Raw genomic sequence first — 12,673 nt, 5'->3', positions numbered from 1 at the left:
ATAACTGTCTTGAGCTATAAACTTAATTTTCTTTTTCCTTTACTTTTTATTCTATCTGCCATAGGGTTTGCCCAAACCGGAACTGTAAGAGGTGTTATTTTAGATGAATCGAACAATCCCATTGCTGATGTTAATGTAAACACTGGAGAAACTGGTACTACTACAAACGAAAATGGTTTTTTTACCATAAAAATTCCTGCAAATCAAGATGTAAGGATAGAATTCACGCACTTATCACATAAACGTGTTGTGGCTACCTTTAATCTTAAAAACGGAGAGGAAATCGAATTTCACCCTGTTATGGATGTCAATGTCGAGCAGATATCAACCGTTGTTATTTCAAACGTGAAACGAACAGCTGTTGAAGGTGTCACGACATTAGAACCACAAACCATTAGAAAAATTCCTGGAGCAAATCCTGGTATTGAAAATTTATTAAAAACACTCCCTGGAGTAAGTGGAAATAATGAGTTAAGTACACAATATATGGTTCGCGGCGGAAATTACGACCAAAATTTGGTGTATGTAAACGGCATTGAAGTTTACAGACCTTTTTTAATTCGTTCTGGTCAGCAAGAAGGCTTAAGCTTTACCAATGTTGATTTAGTACAAAACGTTGAATTTTCTGCAGGTGGATTTCAGGCTAAATATGGCGACAAACTCGCTTCTGTATTGGATATCACATACAAAAAACCAGTAGATTTTGGATCAACAGTAGACTTAAGCCTATTAGGTGCCAGTGCTTCAGTTGGAGCTATTAGCAAAGATTCTAAGTTGTCCGGTATTTTAGGTGTTAGGTATCGTGATAACAGTCTTTTGGTTCAAGCAAAAGAAACTGAAACCAATTACGATCCGCGCTTTGCCGATATTCAATCGTACATAACCTATAAATTTACCGATAAGTTCCAGTTGAGCTTTTTAGGAAACGCTTCAATCAATCAATATAATTACGAGCCTGAAACCAGACAAACCAATTTTGGCACACTACAAAACCCTTTGGCATTGCTGGTATTTTATGAGGGCCAAGAACAAGATGAATATCAAACTTTTTTTGGAGCCTTAAAAGGAACATACTTTGCCAACGACAATTTAACTGTCAATGCCATTGTATCTGCATTTCATACTACAGAGCAAGAACATTTTGATATTTTAGCAGAATACCGCTTAGGGGAAGTTAACACTAATATCGGTGATGAGGATTTAGGGGAAGTGGAATTTACCGAAGGTATTGGTTCACAACTTAATCATGGTCGTAATGATTTAGATGCTTTTATAACAAATGTTGAAGTTAATGCAGACTACACCGTTGAACAAAATGATTTAAAATTTTCAGTAAAGTACACTAACGAAGACATTCGCGACAGATTAGTTGAATGGGAAGTGATTGACTCTGCAGGATTTGCCATTAATCCACCTTCTAGCGATGCGTTTAACGAACAACCCTACGCGCCTTATGGAGGTCCGTTGGAAGCCTATCAAAATGTTAGAGCTTTTAACGATGTACAAATCAATAGAGTTCAAGCCTATGCGCAATGGAGTAGACGAACCGAAATTGGAGATAACGATGTTTGGTTTAACATTGGTGCACGTGTCCATAATTGGAACGTTAGTGGCGATGGCATTGAAAGCTCTAGTCAGACTGTTATAAGTCCTAGAGGACAATTTGCCATTAAACCCAATTGGGATGCCGACATGCTATTTAGAATAAGTGGTGGTTTGTATTACCAGCCGCCTTTCTACAGAGAACTTCGGGATTCATCTGGGTCTGTTCAACCAGATGTTAAGGCACCAAGGTCTATTCAAGTTGTTTTAGGGCATGAATACAGTTTTAAAATGTGGGAACGCCCTTTTAAACTCAACACCGAAGTTTTTTATAAAAACATAACCGATGTTAATCCATACAACATTGATAATGTTCGTATTCGCTATCAGGCAAAAAACAATGCTGTAGCCTATGCCTATGGACTTGATATGCGATTGAATGGTGAGTTTGTCCCTGGAACGGAATCTTGGTTTAGTTTTGGATACCTAAAGACTGAAGAAAATATAGATGATAGAGGTTATATAGCCAGACCAACAGATCAACGCTTAAAATTTGCAGCCTTATTTCAAGATTATGTACCTAGCCTACCAAAGCTGAAAATGTACTTAAATTTAGTGTATAACACGGGATTACCTGGTGGTGCACCTAGTTATGCAGACCCTTATCAATATCAAAATAGACTACCCGATTATAAACGGGCTGACGTTGGTTTCTCGTATGTAATCGTGGATGACAATGACAATTTCGACAAAGGCTGGCGTAAACCGTTTAAATACCTTTCCGTGGGATTTGAAATTTTTAATGTATTTGACGTTCAAAACTCAATCACAAACACATGGGTAAGAGACGCCTACAGTAAGCGCCAATATGGAATTCCTAATTACTTAACGCCAAGAGTTTTTAACGTTAGAACCAGTATGCGCTTTTAAATGTGGTAGGTTGTGAATAAAATCCTTAATGTGGAAAACGATTACAAACTACAATTCCCATTAACCATGTCATCAGAAGTAGGATTAAATCCATTACCAAGTGTATTGAATGATCCTACTAATGAACCTTCCATAAATAAGTTTTCCAATCCACAAAAGTTAACTAACCCCTCGTTAAAATTAATATAGATATCTTCTCCTACATTCTGCAAGCTAGATAATCCGTTTAAATTGGTTAATTCAATATTACTGCTAATTACAATATCTCTGTCAACGTTCTCTAAATTACTTAAACCATTTATATTGGCTAACGATTCATTGTCAGAAATAAACAAAAATTCACCTCCTATAGTTCTTAAGCCACTTAATCCATCAATATTCAACAAACCTGAATTATTACTAATAATAATAGATTCGCGAGAAGACTGCACACCTTCTAAACCATCAATGTTTAAGAGCATTGGATTACCAACTACTTCTAAAGACCTAAATGATACTAGGCCTGTTAACGCACTTATAGAGACTAAACTTTCATTAGAATCAATTGTTAAAGCACCACCATTTATATACGTCAAACTATTTAATCCATCCAAGTTATTCAATTGTGGATTGTTATAGACTGTAACACCGTATTGAACCGAACTTATACTTAACAACGAGCTTAAATCACTAATATTAGTTACCTGATCTGGAGAGTTAGGGTCGTTTACACCAATAAATAAAAAACCATCAATAACATTATAACCATTCGTACCAAAATCGTCAACTTCAGATTGTGAAGACAGTACAACATCACCTTCAAAAACTTTTGGTTGTGGGGTAATTATATCACCAGAGTTGTCGTCATCACTACTACAGCTTATTACCAATAAAATAAGACAAAATAATGAAAAAGTGTTACGAAATAGTCTTGAGTTGTTCATAGCAAAAAGTTTAATGTTATAATTCCATAGCGAGTTTACGAAAGAAATACACATCTACCAAATTAATTTTGGTTAAACGCTTTCAAAACGCTTATTACATAATCAACTTCCTCTTTAGTATTATAAATACTAAATGAAAACCGAATGGATGGTTTTTTAATATCATCATCAGTTAAAATCTCGGCTAACACATGAGAACCTTTTAAGCTCCCACTTTGACAAGCGCTCCCTTTTGAACAAGCTATACCTTTTAAATCCAACTGGAATAATAAAATCTGACCTTGGTCCGCTGTAAATGGCAAACAAACATTGACCAACGTATAGGTGCTTTTATCTAAATCTCCAGACAAGCCATTAAACGTAACGCCTGGGATGGTTTTTATTATTTCGGCAATAAAATAAGATTTCAGTTCTGTAATATATTGGCGTTCTTCATCTAATGCATCATAAGCAACTTGTAAAGCGGTTTCCATAGCCGCTATATTATGTACAGCTTCTGTTCCTGCTCGTAATCCACGCTCCTGCTCACCACCAAATAACAGAGCCTTTAATCCTGAATTTTTACGAACATAAGCAAACCCTACACCTTTTGGCCCATGAAACTTATGAGCACTTGCTGCTAGGAAATCAACATGGATATCTTGTAAATCAATTTTAAAATGCCCCACAAACTGTACCGCATCACAATGAAACAAAGCCTCATGGGTTTTGCATAAGTCACCAACACGTTTAACATCTAAAATGTTGCCAATTTCATTGTTAACCAACATTAAACTTACCAGTGTTTTTTCATCGTCTTGTAATAAGCTCTCCAAATGATTGTAATCAATTTCTCCGCTGCTATTAACATTTACATAACTTATACGAATCCTTTCATTTCTTTCAAGTTCCTCAACCGTGTGAAGCACTGCATGATGTTCCAATCGAGACGTAATAATATGTGTCACACCCAAATGTTTAACCGAACATTGAATGGCAAAATTATCGGCTTCTGTTCCTCCAGAGGTAAAGACAATTTCACTAGCAGTAGCATGTAAATACTTGGCTATTGTTTTTCTAGATTGTTCAACTAAAACTTTAGATGACCTCCCAAAACTATGTGTTGATGAAGGATTTCCGAAATTATTTTTTATAACATCGGTAATGGTGTTAATCACCTCGTCCCTAACTTGGGTTGTTGCCGCATTATCAAAATAAACTGTCTTCATAAATCGTGTGCTTGTATCTAATCTAGAATTAATTGAATTGCAAAAATACTTGAAATAAAATTATTTATAATTCGCTACGTTGTATATTTAGATATTCTTTTATTTTTGCTTAAAAATATGCTATTCATGCGCAAACTTTTTTGGTTACTTACCCTACTTATTTGTACAACATCTTGTGACGATGGTGATATTATAACCGTTGAAATTGAATTTGGCGACACCTTCAAAACCTGTGGCGAATTGGTGTTTTTTCAAATAAAAGAATTTCCCCATGAAAGTCTATCGCTTCAAATTACCAATCCACCAGTAACATTAGACGAGTTATTGGAGGTGGATGACGATGGCGAATTAGTTACAGACACACTTATTGTAAACATTAACGGAGATACTAATAAATTTAATTACAGAACGTATAATTCAGACCCAACAACATTGTTTTGTAGCCCTGTACCGCCTTCAGGTATTGAAATAATTGAAGATTTACAGAGTACTGAAGGAGAAGCCGGAATATACATGTTCCTTTTAGAAGACGACGAGGATGGTGTTCCTGCAGACATGGAAGATGAGAATTTAGATGGAGACGACGACCCGTCTACCAACCCAACTGATACGGATAGTGACGGCATTCCCGACTATCTAGATTTTGACGACGATGGCGACAATGTATTAACAAGTACCGAGCTGGATCTCGATCCAGACTTGGATGGCGATGGTGATCCACTCACAAATCCTGCAGATACCGATATGGATGGTGTTCCAAATTACCTGGATGATGATGATGATGGAGATGGTGTTTTAACTATTGACGAAGAAAATTTTTCTGAAGACCAAAACCCAGCAAACGATTTTACAGACCCTTCAATAGCTGATTACCTAAACCCTGTTGTAAATACAACAGTACCAGCTACAGCCTACAGACCACACGTAATAGATCAAAAATTTACTGTAGAGTTAGAAATTAAAGAAGTTAGACTACCAACTATTGACCTAGACGAATTTGATTTTGGGACTTTAGAAGGTGATGATAGATTAGAGAGTTCACGTATTGTAACTCCCGATTTTTAGAATCATTCTGCATTTACATTTTGATAAATATAGACTTCGGTGGCTCCTAGTCCATATTTTTGGTAGTCGGCATCATAATGCTTAACGTTATTGTATCTGCCAAACAAGTATTCCAATTCCATTTTTAAAACGCCCTCTCCTACACCATGAATAAAGACCACTTTCTGAATACGTTTCTGTATGGCAAATTCCAGTTGCCGTCTTGCTGTATCCAATTGCAATGTTAGCATCTCATGATTGGTCATTCTATTTGAGTTTTCAGTAAGATGATGGATATGCAAATCCACTTCTAAAGTAGGCTGAAAACGTTCCTTGGCTTTTTGTTTTGGTCTTTGTTTTTTAACAGGTTGTTCTTTTTCCAGTATATCATGAGATGATATGGAGATATGTAATGGATTATTGATTTTTACCAACTCGCTTTCATCAAAATCCAGATTAAATCCGTCTACAGTCTCAATGGTAATATTGCTGTTATTCATTTTAGTTACTGTTCCCGATAAATCATCATCTAAAACCGAAACAAAATCTCCAATTTCAAGCTTATTCTTCTTCATCTAGAACGTCATTGTCTTTAGTAGCGAATTTACTCGGAATAGTTTTAGAAATCCTATAAACGCCAAGCATTAAAATAACGATTCCAGCAATCAAAACCAGTTCATTCTGCTTGACTTCCGCCTGTGCGTAAATAGCTACAGTGCAGCCAATTACAATCAATAAGTAATTAAAATATTTCAATTTAAATATACAATTATCGTGAAAAATTAACTATTGGTCGAAAATAATTATAAATGACAGAACATCAAATTAATATGTGTCATTTTTTTTCTTATTTTATAGTGTCTATTTCACTTAAAATGAACATTCTATGAAAAAAAATACACAACTTTTTAAAGGCTCCTTATATTTCGCTTTAATAATTACAATGTGCTTTTCAACTTACGCACAAGTTGGTATTGGTACAACCAGTCCGAATAGCAATGCTCTGCTAGATATTGATGCCTCAACAAATGTTGGTGGTTTACTTTTGCCACGAATGAATCTTACCTCTACAGCTAGCTTTGCGCCTCTTAGTGCTCATGTTCAAGGAATGTCTGTTTATAACACTGCCACTATAAATGATGTTACACCAGGGCAATATTATAACAATGGTTCTAGATGGGTTCGTGTTGAGCAAACAGCACCTATTCAAAGTGTTTCCGTAAATACTGATTTTCAGATAAGCTCTGCTAGTTGGACAAATATTACTGGTGCATCTTTAACCTTTACTGCAACTAAAACTTCAGTACTAATTATGTTTACGGCATCTGGATTTGGTTATACTAATTCAATGGCTTTTGTTCAAATAAGGGCAAGAAATGGCACAACTTCAATTGGTGGCTCCAACACCAAAATACAAAGTTATGATGATTTAACTGGTACTGTTACTCCTTGGAGTTTAGCTTTTAATAAATTACTAACTGGATTGACAATTGGCAATACTTATACGATACAACTACAAGGACAAGTTGGAGGAATCTTAGGGACTCCTAATGCAGCAATATTTGCTAACACCAACCCAGATTACCATCACCTTACATTAACTGTACTACAATAATTAATCATGAAGATTCAAAAAAGATATTATTTAACGTTACTTTTTTTATCAATTTTTTGTGTGAGTTTTTCACAAAACAAAAAAAGTAGTGGCGATAAAATTGAGAAACCAATTCTTAAAAGCTATGGTATGAATGAGAATCAATCACAAGTAAGAAAAGATAGTTTAAGTTTTTTAAAAAAAAGTAATGCAACTCCTGAATTAAATACATCTTCTGTTGTTGTCAGGAATCTAAATAAAGACATAACACAAGATACTCTGAAAAGTAAAACACCAGAACTTAAATCTATAGGCGCTTATAAATCAGATGAATAAAATTAATTTTAATATAAAATCTATTGAAATAGTCAGTCAATTGACAAATAAAATATCGATTATATGAAAAACATATTTACGTTTCTTATAATTATTCTTTTCAATTTAACATATGCTCAATCTGATTTATACGTCAGTAATAACAGCTATGTTTTTGTTGATGGCGATGGGTTTAGCTCTGATGCTTCTGGAGCTTCAGTGCCATTATTTGTAACCAACGCAATTAATTTAGATGGTACCAATGCATACATTTATTTACGAGATGATGCGCAACTATTTCAAGGCAATGGTGTTACTGGAAATTCTGGAACCGGTAGGTTAAGTGTTTACCAAACTGGAAACTCAAACACCTATCAATATAATTATTGGGGTTCGCCTGTTGGTATAAACAGTGGTCCTGCTGGGAATTCTGTGTTTACACCCAATATTAATTTTTACAGGGAAACTGCTGCACCAATCACAAGTACGCCATTTGGTTTTATAAGCGGATATGATGGCACTACTACCCAAATAGCCAGTTATTGGCTTTATACCTACATTGGTTTACCTGCTACAACCAATCCTTATGAAGATTGGATTGGATTAGGAGGCGGTTCACTACCTGTTGGTGGCGACCCTAGCGGAACCCTTGCCCCAGGCTATGGATTTACCATGAAAGGTAACCCAAGTGGAGCACAACAATACGATTTTCGTGGACGACCAAATAAGGGGGACATTTCTGCAACCATTAACCCGAATAAAGAAACTTTAGTGGGGAATCCTTATCCCTCTGCTATTGACTCGTACTATTTTATTCACGATTCACATAATCAAACCAATACTACTGGAGTATTAAAATATTGGCAACAGCATCCTGGATCTAGTTCCCATAATTTAGCTGACTATGTTGGTGGGTATGCTTTGTATACTAATGCAGCTACAAATAACAATGGAACGCCTGCCGATTTAACCGATGACACTGTTGTAGATTCTTTTACACCTGCCGTTTTTTATATGTATTTATTAGATGGCTCTATTGCTTCTGGTCCACCAATTGCGAACTCCATGCCTAAAACAGCCTACAGGTACATCCCTATTGGACAAGGCTTCATGATGGAGGGCTCCGGGAGTGCTAGTAGCGTTGTTTTTAAGAATTCACACAGAGTGTATTATAAGCAGTCTGATGCCAACAGTAGTTTCTTTAGAACCGATGGGGCGCACGCCAATAGAACTTCAGAAACACAATATACCGATGAAGGTTACAATGTGGTTCCTGAAGACTTTAAACGCTTTAGAATAAATGTAGGTTTTGACAACAACGGTTCTGGTTCATATACCCGACAATTATTAATGAACTTTCATCGTACCGCTACAAACGGTTTTGATTATGGCCTAGAAGCCCAAATAAGTGAATTACTAAATTCAGATGCGCATTGGACTCTTGAAGGTACACCATATATCATTCAAGCTTTTAATTTTAATGAAACCCTAACCATTCCTTTGGTGGTAAAGGTCCAAAATCAGCAATTGGTTAGGTTTGGAATCTACGATGTCCAAAATTTTGAGGAGTCGCAACCTATATATATTCACGATATAGACAACGATGTGTATGTTGATTTAACAGTTCAAGCCTATGAATTAATTTTAGACCAAGGATTATATTCTGATAGATTTGAAATTACATTTACATCTGAATCTTTAAGTACCGATGAAATAACTAGTAATGATTTTACAATATATCAGGATAATTCCAATTCGCAGCTTACTATTATAAACCCTAAACGATTAAGCATTAATCAAGTTACTTTGTTTGACATTACTGGTAAACACATTCTAAACGAAACAAATTTACCTTTAAAAAGTAATTATAAATTTTCTACCCAAAGCTTAAGCGATGGTGTATATATTACTAAAATTGAACTCAAGTCTAGTGAAGAAATCAGTAAAAAAGTTATTGTTGCAAATAAAAATTAATTCTTCGTAGTAGTTTTATACCTTTGATTGAAATTTATTAATACCATTTATGTCTTCTGTAGAAGATTACATGATTCCTTGCTTAAACAAAAAACTTTTTGGTTTTGAATGTATGGGCTGTGGCTTACAACGTTCAGTAGCATTAATTTTTAAAGGCGAATTTGTTGAAGCCTTTTTTATGTATCCAGCTATATATACGTTAATTCCCCTATTCGTAATTATAGTCCTAAATATTTTCTTTAAATTTAAACACGCAACAAGAGTTATCAATATATTGGCAATTGTTTCAGTTGCAATTATTGTTGGTAATTATATAATTAAATTAATCAATTAAAACTTTTATGGAAAAACAAAAACTCAATCCAACTTTAGTCTATGTGTTAGCTATTATCGGACTGCTATGCTGCTGTTTTGCAGGGCTAGGATTTATTTTAGCAGGAATAGCATTCTTTATAGCTCACAGCAAATTAAAGCAAGTACAAATTAATCCTGATGATTACGAAGTGTCTAGTGTTAAAGCCATGAATACGGCTAAAACTGTAGCTCTTATAATTCTGATTATTAATATCTTATATTTCTTCTATGCTATATATAATATCTATGCCATTGGTGGATGGGATGCTTATATGGAGCAAGTTCAGGAAATGATGGAACAAATGCAAAATCAATAAACTTATGGTTCCTAAATAAAAAAAGCGACCTGTAGGTCGCTTTTTTTATACTTCGAATCTAAATAGTTTTACTCTTCAAATTCTTTTAAGGTTTTAGTGATAATTGATACACAATCCAACAACTGTTCTTCTGTCATAACCAATGGTGGCGCAAAACGGATTATGTTTCCATGGGTTGGTTTAGCCAACAAACCATTATCGCGAAGCGCTAAACAAATATTCCAAGCCGTATCACTATCTTCATCATCATTGATAACAATAGCATTCAATAAACCTTTACCTCTTACTAAATTAACTATTGAGCTTGTTTCAATGTACTTATTCATTTCTGCTCTAAATATTTTTCCAAGGTAATCAGCGTTTTCAGCTAAATTTTCCTCTTTAACAACCTCTAAAGCAGCAATAGCCACAGCTGCAGCTATAGGATTTCCTCCAAACGTACTACCGTGATTACCAGGTTGAATAACATTCATAATCTCATTATCTGCCATAACTGCAGAAACGGGATATAACCCGCCACTTAATGCCTTACCAAGAATTAAAACATCTGGTTTCACATTTTCATGGTCTACAGCCAACAACTTACCAGTTCTAGCAATACCCGTTTGAACTTCGTCTGCAATAAACAGTACATTATATTTTTCACATAGAGCCTTGGCTTTGGCTAAATACCCTTCGCTTGGCACATAAACACCAGCTTCACCTTGAATAGGTTCTGCCATAAATCCAGCTACATTAGGGTTTGTACTCAACACGGCTTCCAATTCAGCCAAATTATCGTATTCTATTTTAATAAAGCCATCAGTATAAGGACCAAAGTTTTTACGGGCAACAGGATCGTTTGAAAAAGAAATGATAGTCGTGGTACGACCATGAAAATTATTTTTACAGACAATAATCTCTGCTTTGTTAAGGTCTATACCTTTAACTTCATAAGCCCATTTTCTGCAAAGCTTTAAAGCTGTTTCTACAGCCTCGGCACCAGAGTTCATAGGCAGCATTTTATCAAACCCGAAATATTGGGTGGCATACTTCTCGTATCTACCCAACATATCATTATAAAAGGCACGTGAAGTTAATGTTAAACGTTGCGCCTGATCTGTCATTGCCTGTACAATTTTAGGGTGGCAATGCCCTTGATTTAATGAAGAGTAAGCCGATAAAAAATCGTAATACTTCTTCCCTTCTACGTCCCAAACATAAACACCTTCCCCTTTGCTCAACACAACTGGAAGTGGATGATAATTTTGAGCGCCATACTTGTTTTCTAAAGCCATCGCTTCTTGCGATGAAATGTGGTCTAAAACAGCCATCTTAATTTGTTTTAAATTAATAAATAACCATTCCTTATCTACCTTTATCCTTCCGAAAAGATTCGAAAATTCAGCGTGGGAAAGAAATCATCCCTAGGGCTTGCAAAATACTAAATATTACCTGCTTGGTAAAATGTTATTCAGAGATTTTTCCAGATAGTGATGAAATCTGTAATTCCAAGCGTTTCATCTCTCTCAATAAGGCGTTCTTGTCCATTTGCATCCAAGCAAAAAGCTTTAGCATACTCACTCCCAATAAGAATACCACACTACCTATGCCCCATTTTATATAATCTTTTTGAATATCGGTTTGAAAAAACTGTACGATACAATAAATGAATAGTGCAAAAAACACAAGTGTCATAACATTCATTAAAAACATAATCCATTTGTACTTGCCTTTAAACAAACCCAAAACCATCTGTAAAACGTTTTGTTCATCTAAAGCATCATAAAATTTTGCTTCCTCTTGAGTTAAGGTGTCCTTAATTATGTTGTCAATGTCTTCCATATTAGTTTTCATAATGTTCGCTTTTTAATATTAATTTTAACTTTTCACGTGCATAGAATAAACGCGATTTTGCTGTTCCTTTTGATATGTTAAGTCTCTTTGCCACATCAACTATGGAATACTGCTCTAAATAAAATAAATGTAAAACCTGTTGATGGTTTACAGGCAATGTTTTTATAGCTTTTAATAATTGTGCATTCAATTTCTCGTTTTCTGTATTATCGGTATCCGCAATAGAGTTTGAATACTTGAAGTTTTTTAACTCCAATCGTTCTTTATTAGCCTTGTTTAATACATCAATAGATTTGTTATAAACAATTCTAGATGCCCAAAATTGAAACGTATCCGGATGTTTCAATTACTGTAATTTAGCCAATATAACTTGCCAGGTATCTTGGGCTATGTCTTTTGATACATCTGTATTTTTAACAATCCAAAAGGCTTTGTTACAAAAATGTACATGCCATTTTTCAATCAGCAACTTTAAACTATCAGGATTACCGTCAAGATAATTCCTAATTAAATCACCATCAGATGTGGCTTTGTTTTGTTGCATAGCATGTAGACGCTTTTATAATAATGACACAAAAAATGTAAAAAGGTTCATTTTATTTCTGCAAAAAGTAAAAATCTTATTAAAGATAATTC

14 protein-coding genes are annotated in these 12,673 nt (G+C 34.9%); 7 read left to right on the top strand and 7 right to left on the bottom strand.

Annotated features, from left to right (window positions below; translation table 11 throughout):
• Nucleotides 1-9: 9 nt before the first annotated feature.
• Entirely contained in the window at nt 10-2,472 is a 2,463-nt protein-coding gene (locus K7G76_RS07440) for a TonB-dependent receptor plug domain-containing protein (RefSeq protein ID WP_223033528.1), read from the top strand.
• 41 nt (nt 2,473-2,513) lie between these two features.
• Here K7G76_RS07440 and K7G76_RS07435 read toward each other — a convergent pair whose 3' ends face one another.
• Entirely contained in the window at nt 2,514-3,395 is an 882-nt protein-coding gene (locus tag K7G76_RS07435; RefSeq protein ID WP_223033527.1) for a hypothetical protein, read from the bottom strand.
• Between the two features lie 62 nt (nt 3,396-3,457).
• The gene (locus K7G76_RS07430) at nt 3,458-4,603 is read right to left on the bottom strand and encodes a cysteine desulfurase family protein (protein WP_223033526.1); all 1,146 of its coding nucleotides are present in this window, start codon (nt 4,601-4,603) and stop codon (nt 3,458-3,460) included.
• Between the two features lie 126 nt (nt 4,604-4,729).
• On the opposite strand from K7G76_RS07430, the gene K7G76_RS07425 reads away from it, so the two are divergent.
• A complete protein-coding gene (locus K7G76_RS07425; protein WP_223033525.1) occupies nt 4,730-5,668 on the top strand; it encodes a hypothetical protein in 939 nt (312 codons plus the stop codon).
• Between the two features lie 2 nt (nt 5,669-5,670).
• Here the strand turns inward: K7G76_RS07425 and K7G76_RS07420 are convergent, their stop codons facing one another.
• Nucleotides 5,671-6,222: a Smr/MutS family protein gene (locus K7G76_RS07420; protein WP_223033524.1), complete on the bottom strand. Its 552-nt coding sequence runs from the start codon at nt 6,220-6,222 to the stop codon at nt 5,671-5,673.
• Nucleotides 6,223-6,533: 311 nt separating this feature from the next.
• Here K7G76_RS07420 and K7G76_RS07415 point away from each other — a divergent pair, with 311 nt between their 5' ends.
• From K7G76_RS07415 to K7G76_RS07395, 5 genes are all read left to right on the top strand, one after another.
• Nucleotides 6,534-7,262, top strand: a complete 729-nt coding sequence (locus tag K7G76_RS07415) for a hypothetical protein (RefSeq protein WP_223033523.1) — start codon at nt 6,534-6,536, stop codon at nt 7,260-7,262.
• A 6-nt stretch (nt 7,263-7,268) separates the two neighbouring features.
• Nucleotides 7,269-7,577 carry a hypothetical protein gene (locus K7G76_RS07410; protein WP_223033522.1) on the top strand — a complete coding sequence of 103 codons (309 nt, stop codon included), beginning with the start codon at nt 7,269-7,271 and terminating at the stop codon, nt 7,575-7,577.
• A gap of 63 nt (nt 7,578-7,640) precedes the next feature.
• Complete coding sequence (locus tag K7G76_RS07405) at nt 7,641-9,530, top strand: T9SS type A sorting domain-containing protein (RefSeq protein ID WP_223033521.1); 1,890 nt, start codon at nt 7,641-7,643, stop codon at nt 9,528-9,530.
• A gap of 49 nt (nt 9,531-9,579) precedes the next feature.
• Entirely contained in the window at nt 9,580-9,864 is a 285-nt protein-coding gene (locus K7G76_RS07400; RefSeq protein ID WP_223033520.1) for a DUF2752 domain-containing protein, read from the top strand.
• Nucleotides 9,865-9,871: 7 nt separating this feature from the next.
• Entirely contained in the window at nt 9,872-10,201 is a 330-nt protein-coding gene (locus tag K7G76_RS07395; RefSeq protein ID WP_223033519.1) for a CCC motif membrane protein, read from the top strand.
• Between the two features lie 68 nt (nt 10,202-10,269).
• Here the strand turns inward: K7G76_RS07395 and rocD are convergent, their stop codons facing one another.
• From rocD to K7G76_RS07375, 4 genes are all read right to left on the bottom strand, one after another.
• Nucleotides 10,270-11,514 carry an ornithine--oxo-acid transaminase gene (gene rocD / locus K7G76_RS07390; protein WP_223033518.1) on the bottom strand — a complete coding sequence of 415 codons (1,245 nt, stop codon included), beginning with the start codon at nt 11,512-11,514 and terminating at the stop codon, nt 10,270-10,272.
• 136 nt (nt 11,515-11,650) lie between these two features.
• Nucleotides 11,651-12,037, bottom strand: a complete 387-nt coding sequence (locus K7G76_RS07385) for a DUF6768 family protein (protein ID WP_223033517.1) — start codon at nt 12,035-12,037, stop codon at nt 11,651-11,653.
• Nucleotides 12,027-12,383: an RNA polymerase sigma factor gene (locus tag K7G76_RS07380; RefSeq protein ID WP_223033516.1), complete on the bottom strand. Its 357-nt coding sequence runs from the start codon at nt 12,381-12,383 to the stop codon at nt 12,027-12,029. Before K7G76_RS07380 ends, K7G76_RS07385 begins: the two co-directional genes overlap by 11 nt.
• A complete protein-coding gene (locus tag K7G76_RS07375) occupies nt 12,384-12,581 on the bottom strand; it encodes an RNA polymerase sigma factor (protein ID WP_223033515.1) in 198 nt (65 codons plus the stop codon).
• Nucleotides 12,582-12,673 lie beyond the last annotated feature (92 nt).

The organism is Hanstruepera marina (assembly GCF_019880635.1).
In the GTDB taxonomy this organism is placed as follows: domain Bacteria; phylum Bacteroidota; class Bacteroidia; order Flavobacteriales; family Flavobacteriaceae; genus Hanstruepera; species Hanstruepera marina.
The sequence above is the reverse complement of the archived record's forward strand: the minus strand, read 5'-3'. Positions and strand labels throughout refer to the sequence as shown.

Bases quoted from the DNA above. Each gene is read 5' to 3' on its own strand.
- K7G76_RS07410 (WP_223033522.1), top strand. From the start codon at position 7,269: ATGAAGATTCAAAAAAGATATTATTTAACGTTACTTTTTTTATCAATT.
- K7G76_RS07395 (WP_223033519.1), top strand. From the start codon at position 9,872: ATGGAAAAACAAAAACTCAATCCAACTTTAGTCTATGTGTTAGCTATT.
- K7G76_RS07415 (WP_223033523.1), top strand. From the start codon at position 6,534: ATGAAAAAAAATACACAACTTTTTAAAGGCTCCTTATATTTCGCTTTA.
- rocD (WP_223033518.1), bottom strand. From the start codon at position 11,514: ATGGCTGTTTTAGACCACATTTCATCGCAAGAAGCGATGGCTTTAGAA.
- K7G76_RS07430 (WP_223033526.1), bottom strand. From the start codon at position 4,603: ATGAAGACAGTTTATTTTGATAATGCGGCAACAACCCAAGTTAGGGAC.
- K7G76_RS07405 (WP_223033521.1), top strand. From the start codon at position 7,641: ATGAAAAACATATTTACGTTTCTTATAATTATTCTTTTCAATTTAACA.
- K7G76_RS07385 (WP_223033517.1), bottom strand. From the start codon at position 12,037: ATGAAAACTAATATGGAAGACATTGACAACATAATTAAGGACACCTTA.
- K7G76_RS07435 (WP_223033527.1), bottom strand. From the start codon at position 3,395: ATGAACAACTCAAGACTATTTCGTAACACTTTTTCATTATTTTGTCTT.
- K7G76_RS07425 (WP_223033525.1), top strand. From the start codon at position 4,730: ATGCGCAAACTTTTTTGGTTACTTACCCTACTTATTTGTACAACATCT.
- K7G76_RS07420 (WP_223033524.1), bottom strand. From the start codon at position 6,222: ATGAAGAAGAATAAGCTTGAAATTGGAGATTTTGTTTCGGTTTTAGAT.
- K7G76_RS07400 (WP_223033520.1), top strand. From the start codon at position 9,580: ATGTCTTCTGTAGAAGATTACATGATTCCTTGCTTAAACAAAAAACTT.
- K7G76_RS07375 (WP_223033515.1), bottom strand. From the start codon at position 12,581: ATGCAACAAAACAAAGCCACATCTGATGGTGATTTAATTAGGAATTAT.